Source organism: Candidatus Symbiopectobacterium sp. NZEC135 (assembly GCF_025962695.1).
Window position 1 is genome coordinate 1 of the sequence record NZ_JAGFPF010000052.1, and the last position, 21,115, is coordinate 21,115.

At 45.9% G+C, this 21,115-nt stretch carries 17 protein-coding genes and 1 pseudogene; 6 read left to right on the forward strand and 12 right to left on the reverse strand.

The window, feature by feature from the left end:
- From J5224_RS18960 to J5224_RS35810, 4 genes are all read right to left on the reverse strand, one after another.
- A partial coding sequence (locus tag J5224_RS18960; protein WP_264626837.1) for an isocitrate lyase/PEP mutase family protein occupies positions 1 to 662 on the reverse strand: 662 nt, incomplete at its 3' end.
- Positions 663 to 1,284: 622 nt separating this feature from the next.
- The gene (locus tag J5224_RS18970) at positions 1,285 to 2,871 is read right to left on the reverse strand and encodes a methyl-accepting chemotaxis protein (protein WP_264626838.1); all 1,587 of its coding nucleotides are present in this window, start codon (positions 2,869 to 2,871) and stop codon (positions 1,285 to 1,287) included.
- 784 nt (positions 2,872 to 3,655) lie between these two features.
- Entirely contained in the window at positions 3,656 to 3,850 is a 195-nt protein-coding gene (locus tag J5224_RS18975) for a hypothetical protein (RefSeq protein WP_264626839.1), read from the reverse strand.
- A gap of 145 nt (positions 3,851 to 3,995) precedes the next feature.
- Positions 3,996 to 4,085 carry an ash family protein gene (locus J5224_RS35810; protein ID WP_413544698.1) on the reverse strand — a complete coding sequence of 30 codons (90 nt, stop codon included), beginning with the start codon at positions 4,083 to 4,085 and terminating at the stop codon, positions 3,996 to 3,998.
- Between the two features lie 81 nt (positions 4,086 to 4,166).
- Between J5224_RS35810 and J5224_RS18985 the strand changes: the two genes are divergently transcribed.
- Positions 4,167 to 4,352: a hypothetical protein gene (locus J5224_RS18985; protein ID WP_264626855.1), complete on the forward strand. Its 186-nt coding sequence runs from the start codon at positions 4,167 to 4,169 to the stop codon at positions 4,350 to 4,352.
- A gap of 48 nt (positions 4,353 to 4,400) precedes the next feature.
- On the opposite strand, the gene J5224_RS18990 is transcribed toward J5224_RS18985, so the two are convergent.
- From J5224_RS18990 to J5224_RS19005, 4 genes are all read right to left on the reverse strand, one after another.
- Positions 4,401 to 5,162, reverse strand: coding sequence for a sulfite exporter TauE/SafE family protein (locus tag J5224_RS18990; RefSeq protein WP_264626840.1), 762 nt, complete (start codon positions 5,160 to 5,162; stop codon positions 4,401 to 4,403).
- A 334-nt stretch (positions 5,163 to 5,496) separates the two neighbouring features.
- Positions 5,497 to 6,651, reverse strand: a complete 1,155-nt coding sequence (locus J5224_RS18995; RefSeq protein WP_264626841.1) for an NADH-dependent flavin oxidoreductase — start codon at positions 6,649 to 6,651, stop codon at positions 5,497 to 5,499.
- A 42-nt stretch (positions 6,652 to 6,693) separates the two neighbouring features.
- The gene (locus J5224_RS19000; protein ID WP_264626842.1) at positions 6,694 to 7,455 is read right to left on the reverse strand and encodes an SDR family oxidoreductase; all 762 of its coding nucleotides are present in this window, start codon (positions 7,453 to 7,455) and stop codon (positions 6,694 to 6,696) included.
- A 158-nt stretch (positions 7,456 to 7,613) separates the two neighbouring features.
- Positions 7,614 to 8,195, reverse strand: a complete 582-nt coding sequence (locus tag J5224_RS19005; RefSeq protein WP_264626843.1) for a TetR/AcrR family transcriptional regulator — start codon at positions 8,193 to 8,195, stop codon at positions 7,614 to 7,616.
- A gap of 498 nt (positions 8,196 to 8,693) precedes the next feature.
- On the opposite strand from J5224_RS19005, the pseudogene J5224_RS19010 reads away from it, so the two are divergent.
- The 5 genes and pseudogenes from J5224_RS19010 to J5224_RS19030 all read left to right on the forward strand — a co-directional run bounded on the left by J5224_RS19010 (position 8,694) and on the right by J5224_RS19030 (position 13,189).
- Positions 8,694 to 10,089 (forward strand): annotated as a pseudogene (locus J5224_RS19010) (tyrosine-type recombinase/integrase).
- Positions 10,090 to 10,281: 192 nt separating this feature from the next.
- Positions 10,282 to 10,695 (forward strand): hypothetical protein, encoded by a 414-nt coding sequence (locus J5224_RS19015; protein ID WP_264626844.1) that lies wholly within the window; start codon positions 10,282 to 10,284, stop codon positions 10,693 to 10,695.
- The gene (locus J5224_RS19020) at positions 10,692 to 10,931 is read left to right on the forward strand and encodes a helix-turn-helix domain-containing protein (protein ID WP_264626845.1); all 240 of its coding nucleotides are present in this window, start codon (positions 10,692 to 10,694) and stop codon (positions 10,929 to 10,931) included. Before J5224_RS19015 ends, J5224_RS19020 begins: the two co-directional genes overlap by 4 nt.
- A gap of 10 nt (positions 10,932 to 10,941) precedes the next feature.
- Positions 10,942 to 12,405: a YfjI family protein gene (locus tag J5224_RS19025; RefSeq protein WP_264626846.1), complete on the forward strand. Its 1,464-nt coding sequence runs from the start codon at positions 10,942 to 10,944 to the stop codon at positions 12,403 to 12,405.
- Positions 12,406 to 12,565: 160 nt separating this feature from the next.
- The gene (locus J5224_RS19030; RefSeq protein ID WP_264626847.1) at positions 12,566 to 13,189 is read left to right on the forward strand and encodes an inovirus Gp2 family protein; all 624 of its coding nucleotides are present in this window, start codon (positions 12,566 to 12,568) and stop codon (positions 13,187 to 13,189) included.
- 374 nt (positions 13,190 to 13,563) lie between these two features.
- Here the strand turns inward: J5224_RS19030 and J5224_RS19035 are convergent, their stop codons facing one another.
- From J5224_RS19035 to J5224_RS19050, 4 genes are read right to left on the reverse strand one after another with little or no spacing between them, the layout of a single operon-like run.
- Positions 13,564 to 16,698: a type I restriction endonuclease subunit R gene (locus J5224_RS19035; protein ID WP_264626848.1), complete on the reverse strand. Its 3,135-nt coding sequence runs from the start codon at positions 16,696 to 16,698 to the stop codon at positions 13,564 to 13,566.
- Positions 16,698 to 17,885: a DUF4268 domain-containing protein gene (locus J5224_RS19040; protein WP_264626849.1), complete on the reverse strand. Its 1,188-nt coding sequence runs from the start codon at positions 17,883 to 17,885 to the stop codon at positions 16,698 to 16,700. The genes J5224_RS19035 and J5224_RS19040 overlap by 1 nt, the downstream gene beginning before the upstream one ends.
- Positions 17,878 to 19,263, reverse strand: coding sequence for a restriction endonuclease subunit S (locus J5224_RS19045; protein ID WP_264626850.1), 1,386 nt, complete (start codon positions 19,261 to 19,263; stop codon positions 17,878 to 17,880). The genes J5224_RS19040 and J5224_RS19045 overlap by 8 nt, the downstream gene beginning before the upstream one ends.
- On the reverse strand, positions 19,253 to 20,962 hold the full coding sequence (locus J5224_RS19050; RefSeq protein WP_264626851.1) for a type I restriction-modification system subunit M: 1,710 nt from the start codon (positions 20,960 to 20,962) through the stop codon (positions 19,253 to 19,255). The genes J5224_RS19045 and J5224_RS19050 overlap by 11 nt, the downstream gene beginning before the upstream one ends.
- Positions 20,963 to 21,115 lie beyond the last annotated feature (153 nt).

The window sequence follows — 21,115 nt, forward strand, 5'->3', positions numbered from 1 at the left end:
ACAAACATGCCATAGGCAAACCGCGCCATTGATGCACCAACACTAATTCGTTTTACCCCTGCATCGGCCAATTCAGCCATGCTGTAGGTGTTTCCAGGCAGCCCCATCACAACATTAATGGGTTTCGTCAGTGACTGGCACACCGTTTTAATCATGGTGATATCTCTGAGACCCGGCGCATAGAGAACATCCGCCCCGGCTTTTTCAAAAGCCTGTAATCTCAGGATAGTTTCATCCAGATCGGTGATTCCCCACATAAAATTTTCCGCACGGGCCGTTATGACAAAATCCTGCGCCAGTGCATCTCGAGCTTGAGCCGCTGCTGCAATTCTTTCCACTGCCAGACTAAAATCATAAACAGGTTTGCTGACGATGCCGGTATGATCTTCCAGAGAGCATCCCGCTAACCCGATGCTCGCTGCAATTTCGACCGTTTGTGCGGCACTTTCCGGGCGATCCCCTATCCCTTTTTCAAGATCGGCGGATACCGGCAGGGAAGTGGCATTCACGAGAGACTGGCAATGCGCCAGCGTCTGTTCCCACGGAACCGTCCCTTCCTGAACCCCTAATGAAAAAGCAAGCCCCGCACTGGTTGTCGCAAGCGCTTTAAACCCCATGGTTTCAAGTATCCGTGCGGTGCCGATATCCCAGGGGTTAGGCATAACGAAAACCTCATCAAGTTCGTGTAGCCTGCGGAAAATCTTTCCTCTGTCTTCCATGTTTACCCCCTAATTCAGTATTAAATTGCAGTGATGTGATGCATGCCCTTTCCTGAAGCAACCAGTACCATACACTTTATACTTTCTGTCGTGGTCAACAAATACTGGCCACCGCCTTAGCGTTTTTCCAGATCTGTTTTTCCGATTCGTGTGACGCGCATCCACCGTTATATTCATGCGACCTGAATGGACGATAATACCCCGCGATCTCGTCCGTGATAGCGTGAGCGGCTTCGCTGGATCTTATGTCGCTCATTACAGGTATCAGCGGATCACAACGTATTGTAGAAACCCTGAAATCGCGAGAATACGCAGATATAGCGTTTTAATTACTGCTCTTTCACAATATATTAGTGTCTTCCCCACGCTCATGGGGTGAAAGATTAGCATTTTTGGAAATGTAAGCCTTATTGAATCGCCTGTTGGGAAGATGTTGCGTTGCTTTATTATCTGCCGGATCGCCCTATTCAGTGATTCACTTGTACGAGCCAGCGCTAAATAACGCCCTGAATCGATATCGGTCAGGGCGTTATTGGCTTATCGCTGATTGGCTATAACGGGACGATTATCCCGGATAGTTTGCTAACTGTAGGGCCTGCGATGAAATAGTACTGTTTTTTTCCATTCCATTGAGTTTAAAGGTATCAACAACATTGCGCAGTTTGGCCGCTTGCTCACTTAACGAGTCAGCAGCTGAAGATGCTTGTTCAACCATTGCTGCGTTTTGTTGAGTGACGCCTTCCATCTGGTTTACAGCAATATTGATTTGTGTAATACCTCGGCTTTGTTCCTCTGAAGCTAATGACACTTCATTTACCAGGTCTGACACGTTTTTAATGACATCTTTAACATCGATAATAGAATCCCGAACGGCACTGGCTTGAGATGAACCATTTTTAACCGCTAGTTGCGCATTATCGATCAGGGTTTTGATGTCTTTTGCTGCGGAAGATGAACGTTGTGAAAGCGTTCTAACTTCACTGGCGACAACAGCAAAGCCACGGCCATGCTCACCGGCTCGTGCGGCCTCAACGGCTGCATTCAGTGCCAGTATATTGGTTTGAAAAGCGATACCTTCTATTAGTGTGGTGATTTCAGCAACCTTGGAAGAACCGCTGGCAATCTCCTCCATTGCTGTAATCATACGAGAAACGGCAGCATCACCTTGCTCAACCACATCATTAGCTTTTTTACCAAGCTGATTCGCTTGCATCATATTCTCAACATTGCTTTCCACCGTTGACGACAGTTCATGCATACTGGCGGCGGTCTGGGCAAGCGAGGATGCCTGCTCTTCTGTTCTTGAAGAGAGATCAATATTCGCCGATGCAATCTCACTTGAGGATATCGCGACATTTTCACTGGAAGCACGCACATGGCTTAACACATCAGAAAAGCGCATGATCAATGCGTTGAATGCCTGTGCCGTTTGGCCTATCTCATCATTATATTGCGCATCAGCTTGCTGGGTTAAATCCAGCGTTTCACTGATCGTTGTTAATTTTTTACGTAGATTATTCAGACTTTGTTGGACATAACGTAAAACGATTGCGGAGAATATGCCGGCCAGAGCCAATGCCCCCACGATGAGTCCGGTAAGCATCAATCCAGTTAAGTTAAAATTATTACTGTTTTCCTGTTGAAGATTATTGGCTAAGGTTAAATTATACTGATATTGCTCTTGAAATCCTTGGAACAATTTTTTCTCTATGCCGATAATATTCCCGAGATCAGGAGAGGAATTACCAACAATGGTGCCATCCTGAATGAGCGGTGTTATTGCATCGCGGTAATTATTGAAAGCCTCGATATTTTTTTTAGACAAATTCAGATCGTTACTGTCTGAAACATAATTTTTCATGTAGTCGTTAATGTTTTTTTCCGTTTCGTCCAACGCATTTAATATTTCTTGTTTTTTCTCTTTCTTCTGCTGTGGGTCAGAAAGAAGAATAAACTGCAATAGATACGTTCTGGCATTACTGATAGCAGTATTGGCAGCATTTAACTTACCGATACTCGGTAAGGTATTGGTCATAACGTACTCAAAGCGATCTTTTGATGAACTAAGTGCGTTTAGCCCGAATCCACCAACACAAATCAATGCCAAAGCGAAGATGCTCATAGCCAGAGCCAGTTTTTTTACAATTGTCATGTTAGAATACTCCGTTTGTGAGGATGTATTTTCATATCGCATTGATACGCTGTCTTCCCGCCATTATCAGTTCCAGAACCTTAAGATTACATTAACAGTAATCTTGCCCCCAAAAATGTCCTTATTTGATATACCTGTAATGCTTCACCTCCCATGTGCGTTGGGGGCGCTCAAACGTTGTCAGTCACGCTACTCTCTAACCCGGATAAACGCATCGTCATGATACGGGGAGAGATTCTGTCTATCATCGCTGACCTGCCGTTGTCTCTCTTCGCATTATTCGCCCTATGGCTCTCCCCTTCGGGAACACGCTCTACCGTTTTTGCCATGACATCTTAACCAGAGTTTATCGAGACAACGTCGGGCTATCTTCATAAGTATAATTTCGTATTTTTTTACTGTAATAAATTTCATTACAATCAATCATGCCATGTGAAATATTTAGCATGCTATATTTTATCGGCAATTTGATACATTGCTATTTTGATGTTCGTCACATTTTAAAAAGACAACAGTATTTATTACAAAGATAAGATTAATGAGGTTGCTATTTAATCAGTATCAATAGCATGACTTATGATATTTTTCTGCTGACGTCATATAACTGCTTGGGGATATCTATCAAACCCGTAGCGATTCATTTACCGCTGAATTTACCGAGTAACAAGATTGAAAGGCGAGCGTGGAATGAACTCTTTTCGGCGTAATGCTTAAAGCCAATGCAACTCATGCCCGCTGGCGCGCGATACAGACGGAGTGGCGGTAAAGCGCGCCCGTATTATCGTTACTGCCGTTGAGCCTCAGCGCCCTCACATTTATCGGGGCTATCCAGCGTGGCAGAGAGCACATCGAGCCGTTCCGCCAGCACAAACAACAGCGTTTCCCTTGCAGTTGCATCATCCAACTCAATCACCGCATGCGTCAGTGCACGACATTGCTCGACCATTTCGTCCAGCGTCAAGGGCGTGGCATCAAACATAGCCAATACCCCGCAGCGATAAAGCACAGCAATGCGCACGGAGCACAGACAGCAGCAGGCAAGTGAATAACGGGTGTGAGGATATTCGGGGAGTCGTCATGGGGTAATCTCCAAGATGAGTGCATTACGGCTACCACTGGAGTTCCTACGCTTGGGTGGTAGCCCAGACGGGGGTAGGAATACCGGTAATCTTGGAAACCGGCCAGCCCGAGAGCTGCCCCGCCTGAGCCACCATAATTTGGATGCTGTCACGGTATAAAACCGATAGCAAATTATAGGTGTGCAAAAGCGCGACATAAGACGCAGGGTGCGCCTTATGTCGCCAAGATTAAACACGGGTTCCTACGCCCGGCTGCCGATTTTGCGACAGCGCGGAAACTATAGCGTTATCGTGCTGTGGCTGGCAAGCCGAGGGGGTAATTGTCTGGAACAATCAGATTTTGGCTACCGTTGGCCGGTGTGCTTATGGAGCCAGTCGCACGATGTGGAAAGGTACGGTTAGGCATAATTGTGGTACTCTTTACCGCATATATATGCGGATTTACGTTGATCACCGAAGTGTTTCCCATAACAATTTCATCAGTAAAGTGCACGCCAGTAACAGGAAAAGTCGACGTATCCACTGATTTCCTCCCTTAAGTGCTATTTGCACGCCAATAAAAGAGCCACTGATTGCAGCGATCCCCAAAGGAATAGCCAGTTCATAATGAATGAGGCCATTGGGGATGAGAAAAAATAACGTGGCGAAGTTGGTGCCAAAGTTGACGACTTTTGCACAGGCCGTTGCACGCAAAAAATCAAAATGAAAGAAGCGAATAAACAGAAACAGGAGAAAGCTTCCCGTCCCCGGGCCAATAAAACCGTCATAAAAGCCAATAACAAACCCCAGAAAAATGCCCTTTAGAAGATCTGACCGGGTAGGTGATTGACTGTTGTCCTTATGCCCAAACTGTGGCCTGAACCAGGTGTATGCCACCATCGCGGCGAGTACAACAATCACCACGGGGCGCATCCATGCCGACGGCATAAAGTCCAATAGCCGGATCCCGGAGTAAGCCCCCATCACCGCACTGACAGCCGTGGGCAAGATCAGTTTCCACGGCAGTTGCAGCCGTGTCATAAACTGCCTGATAGACATCAAGTGCCCCATAACAGAGGAGAACTTGTCGATGCCCATGATTTGGGCTGGGGTAAAATGCGGGAGAGTGGTGTAAAAGGTCGGGATCGTGATCAACCCGCCGCCGCCGACTGCGGCGTTAATGATCCCTGCAATAAACGCTACCGGGAGCAGTATATAAAGCTCGTCATTCATTTAGGTTCCTTTCTTAACGGCATATTGACCGCCATGGTCAGATTTATTGCTAACAAATCATGAAGATGTGACCTATGGCTTTGGGAAAGAGGCAACATCCACGTTAAATTTGCTGAAGGTCGCTAGGATAGAATTGAGTTGAATTGCTGTCCAATATATAAATAAGCATCGATTTATATCTTTGGACAGATAAGTGGATCTCCGCCGGAGACTGCTTCGGCACTGGACTAGTAGATCCCCTTAAGCCAGCCTCAACTGCTGAGGTCGTGAATTAAAAATTGACCGAAGGCAGTGGGACATAGGCTGGCTAAGGGGCTGTTGTACCAAAAAATTGTCAAGCGGCTGGCGATGTTGCCTCAACCAGTGGAAACCACCCCTTCGCAGTTTGAATCACTCCCCACAAATTGTCGGGGATCGCCAGTTGTGGTACATGCTCGGCGTCAAGCGCAGTGGCAATTTCTGCCTTCTGATCTTCACCGGCGAGCTTGACCCATGTTGGGTTCATCACCAACCCCTGCCCAATAGCAACAAGAGACAGACCAATAGCTAATGCTTTTTCGGCATCTTCAGGGGTCCTGATAAGACCTGCGGCAATCAAGGGGATGCGGTCAGCAACGTGCTTAACAATCAACTCGGCTGTCGTCTGCTCGCCGGTGTAGTCAACAGGCTTGGCGTTCGGAATGTTAAAGAGCGACGCATGAAGGTAATCGATTCCGGCCTCAATCAACCGGTCAATCAGCACGTAGCTATCACTAATACGCAGCGCCCCTTCGCCTGGCTCGTCCGGGGAGATGCGGTAGCCAAGTAAGAAGGGCCGCTTGGCGTGTTCAGCAATGACTCGCTGTGCTTCGCGTACTACGGCCAAGGGGAAGCTCATGCGATTTTCAAGTGAGCCGCCCCATTCATCATTGCGCTGGTTGAACATTGGGGAGAAGAAGTTCTGGATGAGAAAGCCATGAGCCCCATGCAGCTCAACGCCATCGAAACCAGCCTCAATGGCACGGCGAGTCGTTTCACCGAACGCCTTGATGATCTCTTCGATTTCTTCCTTACTCAGTGCATGACTGGTCACCTCAGCAGGATTGAATGGGCTCGGTGGCACCTTCAATGCACTGGCACTGACAACTCGATTATCTGGCACAAGGTGTGGCAAGGCTTTGTTGCCAGCATGAAAAATCTGCAAGATAGCGGGGGCACCGCCACTCTTGGCGGTCTCTGCGAGGCGCCGAAGGCTAGGAATAAAGCGATCATCATGACTGGCGAACTCGTCAGTAAAGCCGATGCCATTAGGTGTCACGTGCGTGCAACCCGTCACTACCATACCAACACCGTTGACACGAGCACGATAGTAGGCCACTTCTTGATCAGAGATGGTGCCATCCGGGTTTGCCGACCAGGTCGTCATCGGAGCCATCACGGCGCGGTTACGAAGGGTCAGGCCGTTTTTGAAAGAAAAGGGCTGAAACAAGCTTGATTTGGTTGTGGTCATTTGAATCTCCGTTGTTGAAAATGAGGATAACTAACAGGTTGCCTATCGTTTCCCGTTGATCAGGTCGAACAACTCTTGATAAGCGGTTTGCCCTTTTTCTGCGGCAAAGCGTTGGCGCAATACACGCTGCACAAGAACCTCCTTTGCCTCCGGCTGGCTTTCTAAGGTATGCAGGACTTCTTCAATGAATGCCGCGAGTGGCATCGCATTTGGGTCGCTTGCTTGACGGGCACCCATCAGTTCGGTTTGTAGATACGGGGATGCTATCTCGACAACATCAACATTTGATCCCTTGAGTTGATGACGCAGCGATTCGCTGAACGAATGGATCGCAGCTTTTGTTGCTGAGTAAGTCGGAGTAGAGGCTAAGGGAAGAAATGCGAGCCCGGATGAAACTGTGACGATGGTTGATTGTTGTTGCGCACGAAGCAAAGGCATCAATCCCGCAGTGAGAAGGATCGGTGCGAGAAGGTTCGTCTCGACAGTTACCTTCACTGTTTCGGTTTCAACTACATCAGCGGTCCAATTCTCGGCACGCATTATCCCTGCATTGTTAATGACCACGTTGAGGTGCGGATAATCATGCGCTATCTGTTGCACAAAGTATTCGATATCTCTTGAATCAGTCACGTCTAGTACTGCTGTTTGAATGCCGGGGTTCGCCAAAGCCACCTCATCGAGTGGGGCTTGTCGGCGGCCTGCGATGATCACTTGGTTGCCACGCTGGTGGAAAGCCTCAGCAAGAGCACGTCCAAGACCCGAGCCACCGCCAGTAATAAGAATTGTGTTTCCCGAAGTTTTCATAAAAATTACCCCTTGAAGTTACGTTGATTAGAAAATGCGTATGGCAGACGTGCGTTTGCGTTAATGATGTAAACTTTTTCCATGTAGTCTCTTTAAACAAGGACCTGATGTTGGCAAATTAATTATGTAGCCATGACTACAAAATAGGGCAAAAAAAATTAACCAAATTGGTCTACATAGGAATTAACCGCCTCCATTAGTGTATCGAACTCGATGCCACTCGCAGCTTGAGTGGCGATACCAGTAAGGATCATGGTGGTCAGCCGCGCGATAGCGTCGGGGGAACCAGGCAATGTTTTGTCGCCACTTTGTTCAGCCTCACGGAACCGTGCCGCCAATGCAGCAGTATTCGCTTCACGCTCAATGCGTAAAGCATCTCGTATGCTTGAGGCACTGTCGCTTGAGACAAGTGCACTCTGTACCAGGAGACATCCACGTGCCGTCGGATGGCTGGTCGCTGCCGTCGCCATGCCCGTTAGCAACTGTTTGACCACCTCGCGGGCGGTACTCTGCGCCAGTGCCTCGCGTGTTGCAGCGTTGGCCATGGTTACGTAGCGTTCCAGTACAAGACGGAACAGCTTCTCTTTGCTACCAAAAGCGGCGTAAAAGCTTGGTGGGTTTATCCCCATTGCCTTTATAAGCTCGCCAAATGACGCTCCCTCGTACCCCTTCTCGGTGAAGAGATTTAAGGCGGTATCAATAGCAATCTCGATATCAAACTGACGTGGGCGGCCTGCCATGCGAACATTCCTCATGTGTGGTTAGTCCATTTGTGTAGTTATAACTACAATATGTCAAGTGTTGCGATGGGAAAATTTGCGGTTGTGGCTTCGGCCAAGTGAAAGGACTCACCGATCACAGCCCCCTGGGCTTGAAAGTCTCTACCTGTCTGGCATTGAGCTTCATCTGGGGGTATCTCCTTTAGACCGAACAGCGAATACCCCCATTGATACCCCCAACTCACCGTAGATTTCTGTGAACGTGAGTAGACGAGCAGAGACAATAAGGGCCGTGAAACCGCGTATTATAAGGGTTTAAAGGGTGTTTGAGTAGACTTGGGGAGACGTTAAAATAGGTAGGATGGTGCCGATAATAGGAGTCGAACCTACGACCTTCGCATTACGAATGCGATGTTTACACATATTTAATCCCTTAACCTACCACATAAAAATCAAAACAATCCTTATAAATCATAACACTAAATAAAATCACTTGTTGATGTAAGTTGATGAGTGTTGATAGATATTGCCCCAATTTACTTACATCAGCCGTTACATTATGGTAGACGACATATTCCAGCAGGAGCCAACAAAAATGGCGATTTCAAGACAAAAACTCACCTTTGAACGAACCCGAAAATTCTCCCTTCCCGAAGGAAAATCACAAGCATTTCTTTGGGATTCTGATGTAACAACACTTGCCTGCCGGGTAACCAGCGGAACAAAAGCGTTCATCTTCCAGAGTGTATTTGCCGGAAAAACCCTTCGCATGACGATTGGCAATATCAATGACTGGAAGATCGACGATGCTCGCGCCGAAGCCCGACGACTTCAGACTCTTATTGATACCGGCATCGATCCCCGAATAGCCAAAGCGGAGAAAATCGCTGAATCGGAATCGCAGCAAGCAGAATCACGCAAAGTTAAGGTATTATTTTCTGCCGCCTGGGAAGAATATATTCATGAGTTGAAAACTGGCATTAGCGCCAAAACTAAACGCCCCTACTCTGCACGTTACATTACCGACCATATCAACCTGTCCAGCCGTGGTGGCGATGCTAGGAAGAGAGGGGCTGGTTCGACGACTGCTGGGCCACTGGCACCTCTGCTTGACGTTCCACTGTCTGAACTTTCTCCCGAAATTATTGCGGAATGGCTAAATGTCGAGAGGAAAAACCGACCTACCGTTACAGCTCATGCTTATCGTCTGCTCCGAGCATTTATAAAGTGGCTCAATTATCAGAAAGAATATCAGGGTATCATTCCCGCAGATCTCACGCAGGATCACAGTGTACGAAAGCTGGTGCCGGTTTCCGCCAGTAAAGCTGGTGACTGCCTTCAAAAGGAGCAACTAAAGGACTGGTTTATGGCGGTCAGACAGTTAAATAATCCCGTAGCATCAGCCTACCTTCAAGTGCTTTTACTTACCGGTGCACGACGAGAGGAAATCGCGTCACTACGCTGGCATGACGTAGATTTCAGGTGGTCAAGTATGCGGATTAAAGACAAGATCGAAGGGGAACGGATTATCCCTCTCACCCCTTATGTTGCTGATATTTTGCGTAACCTGGCAAAGAGATCAAACACCGGCACTACTGACAATAACTGGGTTTTTCACAGCAACAGTAAAAGCGGCAAGATTACCGAGCCTCGTTCTGCTCATAACCGTGCATTGATCCGAGCCAATTTACCACATATCAGCCTGCATGGTTTACGTCGTAGCTTCGGGACTCTTGCTGAGTGGGTGGAAGTCCCCACAGGCATAGTTGCCCAGATTATGGGTCATAAACCCAGTGCTCTTGCAGAAAAACACTACCGCCGCCGTCCACTGGATCTCCTACGAAAGTGGCACGAAAAAATCGAATGGTGGATTCTCGAACAAGCAGAGGTTTATAGCAGCGTTGATATGCGTTGACATACATTGATTAATCATCATGCCACTAAAAAAAATTGACAAACATCGATTCATGATAAAAAATTTATTTGCGACACAGTTTTTTTAGAAAAAACTCGTGTGTTAATTGACAGATAATTATATTTTCAAAAATTATCAGGTCGTTAATAATGATCTTATTTTTCGACTAAAACAATGAAGGAGATAAGTTTAATGAATTTACTAACCATTGATAACATAGCTGATACAATGTTATATGAGGATGAATTTAAACGCGTACAGGAAGCACAAGAATCCATAAGAAAAAGATGGAAACTGGCTCACCCTATGTCGAGAAAAATCAGTGAAAAACGAAATGCTCTTGCATTGAAAAAACTGAGAAAGATTTTGATACTGAATGTTATTATTAATTTCATGGCTGGAAAAAATCAAACATCAAGATCTCATCATAGCACGTCCAAATCAGTTTCTTGTCTGAAATCATCTAGCTCAAATGATGGTGGAGACCCTGACCCCGATAGCAAACATAATATTCCTCACCACTCCCCCTCTCTTATTATATTAGTAACATTAACCCTCGCCATATACATATCTGCCCACATCTCAAACATTGAGGTGGTGCAATGAAAAACATTCCGCCTATCGTAGATATCTCATCAGATGATGCTCCTTTAGTTTCTACAAACAATTTGGCAAAAAGATTAAATTGTAAACCACAAACAATACGAAAGTGGATATGCCAAGATAAATTGCCAGAAGGACTTCCCAGGCCTAAAACACGCAATGGACGCCATCATTGGCGGAAATGCGATATAGATGATTACATAAAAAATTTTTTCTCCACTGACCGTGATGAGCTTTAAGGAGAAATAAATGTCATTATTAGATGATCCTATTGATGAAGAATATCCAATGCACGCATTTCCTAAGCTCATTAGGGATACTCTTTATGAAATACAGAGCATTACACAAGCTCCTTGCCCCTTAATTGGGGCTTCGATACTCGGCGCGATATCTCTTGCTTGTCAAGATAGCATTGATGTCTGTAGATTAACAAACCTTCGCAGCCCCACATCTCTTTTTTTAATGACGATTGCAGAATCGGGAGAAAGAAAAAGCACTGTAGATAAATTGTTGTTAAATCCATTATATCAGTTAGAAGTTAAGCTGTATGAAGAATACACTAAGGCATTCAGAGAGCATAATGACATATTAGAAACGATCCGGAATGAAAGAAAATCATTGATGATGAAGATTAGGTCAGATATTCGTCATGATAGAGATCCATCCATCTCACAAAAACAGTTAGATAGCTTGCTGAAGAAGATACCGCCTGATCCTATCAGATATAAATTAATATTTAACGATGCAACTCCTGCTGCGATAAAAAATTATCTCTGTGGAAAATGGGGCTCTATCGGAATTATGTCCGATGAAGCAGGAATTGTATTCAGTGGGTATACGTTAAATGAGTTACCATTCATCAATAAAATGTGGGATGGGTCTATATTATCTATTGAAAGAAAAAACGCCCCAGAACAGCTTATCCAAGATGCCAGATTAACATTAGCATTAATGGTTCAGCCTGATGTGTTTAAAAAATATAGTACACAAAAAGGAGACTTAGCAAAAGGAAGTGGATTTTTCGCTAGATGCCTGATTTGTCATCCATCGTCAAAACAGGGGCATAGACAGATTAATAACTCCGTCATATCAAAAGAGCATCTAACGCTATTCCACAAAAGATTGATGGATATAGTAAACAAAAGCCTATCCAGGAATAATAAAGATAGGGTTTGTCTATATTTCGCCCCTGATGCAGAAAAAAAGTGGATAAATTTTCATAATAGAATTGAATCAGAAATGGCTTTTATGGAGTCGCTATTTGACTTTAAAGATTACGCATCTAAAATGACCGAAAACATGGCTAGAATTGCAGCCCTGCTCCATTATTTTAGCAATGGCGAGGGAGACATTTCACTTCAAACGGTAGAATCAGCAATATCTATAAGTATTTGGTATTTAAAAAACCATAAGAAAATTTTCGCCACTAATAAAAAAATTGAGATATTTTGTGCAGAACACTACATACTACATCAGTGGATAAAAAAACGTTGCGATAATGACAGATCGTTGTACATACGAAAAAACATCATATTGCAGTATGGGCCTAACCAGTTCAGGAATAGCAACAAAACAAATGAATTACTACGTATATTATATTCAAAAGGGATGATTGAATTTTACAGACGAAGAAATACCGTGCTAGTAAAACCGATAGATATTGTTAACGAAACACTCAACATAGATCAATTAGATTGCCTAACCATCGAATAATAAAAAATGCTAACTACAGAGTAAATATCGAACGGAATTCACATACTGGGGCTATGTTACATCTCAAATTAAGTGTTGGATAGTTAATATTGTCTCTAATCTAAGGTGGTGTTCGTACGAGTACCGACCAAGTACGACTTATGGTGAAGTAGGTATTATTATGCGTATTTACAATAGTGAATTTGGGGATCATGTTACATCATATAGAGAAAAAACCCTTAATGTCATTAACAATGCTGTTACTGAATACTATAGAACATTAGCATTACGAGTGGACCTTCATGATCCAGCGATTCTGGACAATGGTGATACTCTTTCCTGCTTTGCTAATTTTGATCCTGGTACAATGGCAAGATTCGCTAATTCACTAAAAGCGAAACTAATCGCTGATGAAAAACGTAAGCGACAGGAAGGAAAGCGGATCTATTCTAATACACTGCGCTATGCTTGGGTACGAGAGTTTACCCAGAATGGTAAACGTCACTTTCATGTATTCCTTTTTATGAACAAAGACGCTTACTATCATCTCGGTGATTACAATCTGGATGAGGGTACGCTGAGAACCATGATAATAACTGCTTGGTGCAGCGCATTGAGCTTAACACCGGAGGAAGGTCAGCATTTGGTCCATTTTCCGACTAACGGGAAATATATTCTCAATCGGGATGATATTCTTAATGAAATTTATCCCGGTGATTTACTGAATCGGATTAACTATCTCACGAAAGTTAAAAGTAAGGTTTTCGGTGATGGCGATCGTAATTTTGGTTGTAGTCTAAGTTAATTTATTTTTACAGCACCGGCCTTTCTTATGCAAGAAAGGCCAAACTAAAGTGGGTATCGATTTAGCCGACGAATTCATCTGTTGAGGTTTGCCTCTCAGAAGAAAAAATAGTATCCAGAACTTCTGGTAGAGTGCAATAATTTCTCAAGTGCTGCTCGAAGTGGAGAAAACACTTCATGTTTCACAGGAAATTTACCACAATCCTTCCAACACTCAGTAAGTAAATGAGGTTCAATCGTGACAGGTAGGAAATAGTTACCTTTCCCCTAGTCCAAGGCCCCTCACTTCTGAAGTTGCTTACGATAATCTTGCTGAATATTACTGGCATAACTAGCTAGAAAAGGGAAACTCACCGCTTCCCTTCATGATTGACCTCAAATCGTCCAGCTATTTGAAACCACTTCAGCCTGTTTCAGTATCAGATCGACAGCATCAGGTGTTCTATCTGGCGGATACTTATATTTGCGTAGCGTCTGGCGTACAAGAATACGCAGTCGAGCCCGTACACTTTCGCGCACCTGCCAGTCTACCGTTGTGGATTGGCGTAATTTTAGCGTAACTTCGATCGCCAGCTTCTTAAGGACATCATCTCCTAGCTCCCGTACTGCGCTTTCGTTTTCCGCCAGCGCATCGTAGAACGCGATTTCGTCCGGGTTCAGCCCCAATGCTTCATCACGCGCCATTGCTTCCTGAAACTCTTTTGCCATCTGGATCAGTTCTTCAATCACCTGCGCAGTTTCAATGGCTCGGTTATTGTATTTGAGCAGTACGGCTTTCAGGCGATCTGAATATTTCTTCTCCTGTACCACATTGTTTTTGGTGCGGGCATGAATGCCGTCGTTCAGCAGTTTCTCCAGCAATTCAACGGCCAGATTACGCTGTGGCATTTCACGTACTTCTTCTAGAAATTCGTCTGATAACAATCCGATATTTGGTTTATCCAACCCAGCCAGCGCAAATACATCATCTACGCCTGTCGCAATAATGGCGTTATCGAGGATCTTACCGAGCAGTGTATTTTTCTCTGACTGACTGAATTTTTTATCGGTTGTTGTCAGCTTGATAATCGCCACTTTTACTGCCGACAGAAACGCGATCTCTTTTTGCAATGGTTTGGCTTCATCAAGCGTACTGCATAGCGACCACGCTTTGTTCATCGCCAGCACCACATCGAAAAAGCGTTTTTTGCCATCATCGAGGCCCAACACATAATCCGCTGCTTTGAGTAAAAAACGTTGAGGCACCTCTTCAAAACCAGTGTAATCGAACCCGGATGCCGTTGGTGTTTTAGCAAACATGCCGTGAATCACATCCAGTTTTTCAAGCAGAACGGCGAACGCTTCATGAGCATCGACGGTGGTCTGCCCTTTACCTTTTGAATCGGTATAGGTTTTTAACGCCTGTTTCAGCTCATTGGCGATACCGATGTAATCTACCACTAAACCGCCCGGTTTATCTTTGAAGACGCGGTTGACGCGGGCAATAGCTTGCATCAGGTTATGCCCACGCATCGGTTTGTCGATATACATGGTATGGCAGCAGGGAGCATCAAACCCAGTGAGCCACATATCACGCACAATCACCAGCTTCAGCGGATCGTTGAGATCTTTAAAGCGCGCTTCAAGGCGTTTTTTGGTCTGCTTATTATAGATGTGCGACTGGAGATGTTTTTTGTCGGCGGCAGAGCCGGTCATGATGATTTTTATTTCACCTTGTTCGACGTCTTTGCTGTGCCATTGAGGGCGTAGTGCGACTAAGGCATCATATAGCTTTACGCATATTTCACGGCTCATGGCCACAATCATCGCTTTGCCATTCATTGTGGCATTACGTGCCTCAAAATGCTGAACCAGATCAGCTGCCACCTGATTGATACGAGGTTCAGAACCGACCAGTTTTTCCAGGCGGCTCCAGTCACTTTTGGTTTTCTCTTTTTGCGCAACCTCTTCATCTTCAACTAACTCATCCACTTGATTAGATAATGTTTCCAGCTCTTCATGGTTGAGGTCGAGTTTTGCCAAGCGCGATTCATAGTAGATAGGCACGGTGGCGCCATCTTCTACCGCATCCTGAATATCGTAGATCGAGACATAATCACCAAATACCGCGCGGGTGTCTTTATCTTCGGAAGAAATAGGGGTTCCGGTAAAGCCCATAAATGACGCATTGGGTAATGCATCGCGCATATGTTTGGCGTAACCGTATTTATAAGCGCCTGTTTCTCGGTTCAACGTGGCGCTAAGACCATACTGACTGCGGTGCGCCTCATCGGAAATGACGACGATATTGCTGCGTAGGTTGAGCGACGGGTGTGCCTGTTCGTTGTCCAGCGGGGCAAATTTTTGCACGGTGGTAAAAATAATCCCGCCTGATTCACGGGCATTGAGCATCTCGCGCAACTGGCCGCGGTCGTTCGCCTGCAATGGCTCCTGCTTCAGTAGATCCTGTGCCTGGCAGAAGGTGGCAAACAATTGGCCGTCGAGATCGTTACGGTCGGTCACCACCACAATGGTGGGGTTGTTCATCTCAGCCTGTTGCAGCAGTTTACCGGCGTAACAGCACATTGAAATGCTTTTACCGGAACCTTGCGTGTGCCATACCACGCCCGCTTTTTTACTACCCGGTGTGATGTTGCTACGCAGTGACAAGTGTTTACCGGTAGAGGCCACAATCGTTGCCGCCACTGCTTCGCGCACCGCGTGGAACTGATGATAGGCGGCAATTTTTTTAATGAGTCGATTGCCGTCGGTTTCAAACAGGATGAAGTAGTGAATGTAGTCGAGCAGCAGTTCACGGTTAAAGAACCCTTTCACCACCGTTTCAAGCTGCCACTCAAACAGCGGCTTATCGTCTTCATTAGACAGCGTTTTCCACGGCAGGAAACGCTCTTCGTTCGCGGTGAGAGAACCGATACGGGCATTGTAGCCATCGCTGATCACCAGCGCTTCATTGCAGATAAACAGATCACTGAGTTCGTTTTTGTAGGTCTGCAACTGATTAAATGCGGTCCAGATATCGGCATTAGCATCAATCGGGCTTTTCAGTTCAATGACAGCTACGGGCAGACCGTTGATATAAGCGATGACATCGGGGCGACGAACCTGCTTCGCTCCCTGTATGGCGACCTGATTCACCACTGTGAAGCGGTTATTCTTCGCGTAGTTGAAATCCATCAGCAGGGCTTTATCGTGGATAATCTTATCGCCCTGCTTGTACTGCACCGGTACGCCATCAAGCAGCAGGTGGTGAAAGGCTTTGTTACTGACGACCAGATCCGGGCTTTGCGCACGAGCGATACGCAGTATCACCTCCTCCAGCACGGCAAACGGGAGATGTGGGTTAATCTTTTGCAACTGCTCCAGTAATACCGGGCGCAAAAAAACATCATGGAATGAAGTACGCAGCGGATGGTTGCCATCTGGCGCAATATCCGGCCCGTGCAGTACTTCCCAGCCCAGTTCAGCAAACCACTTTAAGCTCTGCTGTTCTAAATCGTCTTCGCTCAGCATCAGGCTTCCCCTGTCTCAAGTTCTTCCGTATCTTCCGGCGCGTTTGAAATTGCTTTGAGCGCTATATTCAGCGGGGTAATAAAGGGATCGAGTGCTTTTTCAAACGCCGTCAGGTTGACTAACAACCAGTCGATCATCTCAGGCCAATTGCTCTCATCAAGGCTAGTCGCAAACGTGGCGAAAGAGATACGGCATGATTTTTTACCTGGTAACGACTCCCACTTAAGCGCATGGCCGAAAGTGCTCTCAATCATCTCTTTACGCTCATATAGCCAATTAAAAGCAAAGGTGTTGCTCTCCGCTGAGGCTTTGGCGATCCACAACTCAACGCGAATCTCTTTTTTGCTGAAAATCAAGTTATACGAGACTGCGCTAATACCAGAGCCAGCACTGAGCCAGTGGTCAGTGGACGGGCTTATGTTGTTATACAACGTACAAGTGCTGGCTTTCAGGCGTTCCAGCATTTTGGTCCAAAAGGCTTTACGCAGCTGATGCCGGGTTTTCAGTTCGCCGCTGGCTGATTGTTCTTCAGCCTCTTTCTGTGCCATGCCGATCATGTAGGATTCCGCTTCCGGTGTTGGGATCACTTGACGGATATCGACAAACACCTCGTCATTAAATTTATACGGTTTGACCTTAAAGCATTGCACCCGCAGACCAAACTGCATCAGCCACAGGGCGGTATTGGTCACTTCCTTACGGAAGCTGGCTGCCACCATCATCACTCGCTGGGTGCGGCTCTGATTGATTTGCACTTCGTCCAGACTTTCACACTCCAGAAATTCCGCCATCACCTCGGCTGCCGGGCGTGTTTCTTCCGGTTCATATTTATCGAGGTAGCGTTGAAAGATTTCCAGGATTTGATCTTTACGCAGATTAGCGCAATAGCCCGCGTATTTTAGCGCCTGCCAGATGACGTCGCGCCCGGAGTCATCAAGTTTATTTTCGATAATTACCAGATTGCGCTGTTTATCGATCGCCAGCAGGTCAAGACGCTCTTTGGTGTTGTCAAAGCCCGCGAACTCTTTTTGAATAATCAGCAGTTCATCGTCGTTATCGCGGGTTAGGGCCTGCGGGTTTTTCGCCAGCCATTCTTGTAAATGATAGCGCTCAGTAAAACCAAGACTGCTGAAAGAGACTTCTTGCAGCGAGTGCAGGCTGTTGGTTGGCGTATCGATTTTATACATGCTCCACCTCGCTGACTGCCTGTTTGGCTTCCGGCAGGGTGATTTCGCCGGAAAGGAGTTTGGGGAGGAGGGTGTCGCGAAGTTGGGTTAGCGTTTTATTCTGTATATTGTTTATTTCAATGAATGAATAATACTTACCAACTGCCTTTGAAAAAGCATTAGCAATCTTCTTATCAGGGCAAATACATTGCCACCCCATAATCGCTGTTTTATCACCACGAGGCATTTTCACTCCCTTAGATGTCAGCATCATGAAATCAAAGAATGACTCTTGATAAAGAAGGTTGTAAATATACTCCACAGTTACAGTATCTTGTGCTTCAAAGGCTAATACATCTGCCGAACGGCCGCCGCTATAACGAGCTAACCAAATCTTTTTAAAATAAGGGCGAATATTGGAAATCAGAACATGTCCATTTCTAAAACTTGGAACGCTATTTACTGATGGTAAGGAAGTTGCTGTAGAAATTCCAGCTCGGTTTTCCAGCATATTTTCAGTAGACACATATGTTTCAGGTGTTAGAGAGGAAATATCTACTTTCCCGTTGGCAAAAATGGCAATGTTACTCAATGCTCCAAGACTCCATCCTTCTGGAATCTCTCCCAACTCACTCTCCTGCATCGCAGACGGAAACAGTTCTGCCGTGGTTTTTAACTCGGCATATTGCTCAGGATGTTCACGCTCAAAAACCATCAATGCATCAGCATTTTTACCAGAAATCGCCGTCATAGCCGCAAGCGTTGCTTCTTCTTGTGAACCGCCTATTTCTAGTACCGCCATTTTGGCTTTTACCGGTTCAAAATCGACAAACCAGCTTTTGAATAGGGCTTGCGCCATTTGTTCGAGGGTTTGGTTTACTCGATCATTGTTTTTAATTTTCTTATCTAAAGACTGTAAGCACTTTGCTGCCCATTTTTGATATTTTAACGCGGGAATATTTAATACAACTTTCCGTAATTCACTCTGTTTAATCCCTTTAACCGTCGTGCCAGTTGCTCTTGCATTAAGTTGATTCTGTACTGATGAACTCTGCAACAAATAAAGCAGATAATCATTATGAAGAAGTCCTTTCTTACCTCTCAAAGTGACAATTCGCTGAGCTAAGGCTACTTTTTCGTTCGAAAGTTGAGCGACTTCTCCTAAAGGGGCCTCGGTCGTTAACACTACATCCCCAACTTTTGGTAGCCCTCGAACCATCCAGCTATGATAATTATCAACAGGAATAAATTCGGTTGGCTTTAAAATTGAACCACCTTTGACAATTTTCGCAGTAATTAGAGGTATGCCAAAAGAGCTTTTTTTGGGAGTTTTTCCTCTGTAATCAATGATTGCATCCATTGCATCATCAATTACCAATTGTTGAAAATCAAAACTCATAACCCAGCCCCCCCAGATTAACCTTAATCTGCGCTTCCAGTTTGGCACTTTCTTCCATTTGCTCTTTAAGCTGCGCCGTCAGTCGCTCCATCTTCTCGGCAAACGGCTCATCGTCTTCGTCCTGCTCGGTAGCACCGACATAGCGCCCAGGAGTCAGTACAAAGTCATTTTTCTGAATATCTTCCAGCGTTGCAGAGAAGCAGAATCCTGCTTGGTCTTCATACTCTTTGTCTGCCTGCCAGGCGTGGAAGGTATCGGCAATTTGGGCGATATCCTCACGGGTGAAATCACGCAGCACGCGATCTTTCATAAAGCCAATTTGGCGCGCATCGATAAACAGCACTTCACCTTTGCGATGGGCTTTACCGTTGCCGCCAGATTTATCTTTGGTCAGCAGCCAGATACATGCTGGGATTGGGGTGTTGGTAAACAGCTGACCCGGTAGCGCCACCATACACTCCACCAGATCGGCTTCGATCAGCTTACGGCGGATCTCACCTTCGTTGTTGGTGTTAGAGCTCATCGAGCCGTTGGCCAAAAGCAGTGCCATCGAGCCTTTCGGTGCCAGATGGTGGATCATGTGCTGCATCCAGGCAAAGTTGGCATTGCCCTGCGGCGGTGTGCCGTATTTCCAGCGCACGTCCTCTTTCAGTTTATCGTTCCACCACTCTTTCATATTGAACGGTGGGTTGGCCATTACGAAGTCGGCACGCAGGTCCGGGTGCTGATCGTCCAGCAGCGTATCGGCGTTTTTTGTACCGAAGTTAAAGTCGATGCCACGGATCGCCATGTTCATCGCTGCCAGTTTCCAGGTTGTCGGGTTCGACTCCTGACCGTAGACGGAAATATTGCGTTTCTGTTCGGCAGCGTTGTAATTCTTTTCGCCTGCGTGCTCATCAATAAAACGATCGCTGGAAACAAAGAATCCGCCGGAGCCCATCGCTGGGTCATACACACGCCCGTTGTACGGCTGTAGCATTTCGACAATCAGGGTCACGATGCTTTTGGGCGTGTAGTACTGGCCACCTTGCTTGCCTTCCGCCAGTGCGAATTGGCCGAGGAAGTATTCGTAAACGTGACCGAGAATATCTTTGCTCTTTAAGTTGAGCTTCTCGCCGTTGTATTCCGGGTTGCTAAAGTTGGCGTCAGAGAAGGTGTTAATCAGCCCAGTCAGCACCTCGTTACCCAGTTGGTAGTGGCTGATGCGGTTTAGAATGTCTTTTAGTTTCGGGTTGGTTTTTTCAATTTCATCCAATGCGTTATCCACCAGCCAGGAGACTGAACGCAGTTTGACGTCCTGCCCGGTGTTTTCATCCACCCATAGCACCGTACCGGGCGGTAGCATGGCTTTGTTTTTCAGTGTTTCCCAACGCGCGGCTTTGGGCACCCAGAAGATGTTTTTCTCGGTATAGTAATCTTCGACTTCTAGCTCGTCCTGAATAGCCTGTGCGTATTCTTCGTCGGAGTTGTAGTCGTCACGCGACATGGCATAGATGTTGTCTGGATTGCCGACATCGCTGAACAGGGCCATCAGTTCCTGGTGGCGCGCCTCGAAGGCATCAGAAACATATTTCAGGAAGATCAGGCCCAGCACCACATGCTTGTAGTTGGCGGCATCCATATTGGCGCGCAGCTTGTCGGCAGCTTTCCAAAATTTGTTATCCAGCTCATTAAGAAACTGTTGTTCAGCGTTGTTCATGAAAATCCTCGGGGTAGATCGCAGCGAAAGAGCAACCATGCCATATCGCAAATTCAGTTTTGGAATGCATTGCGCAAAATGATAACCGGAACGGATACGATTACAAACGACACCGAGTGAAGAAGTTTGCTTTTGAAGGGTAAAAAAGAGGAA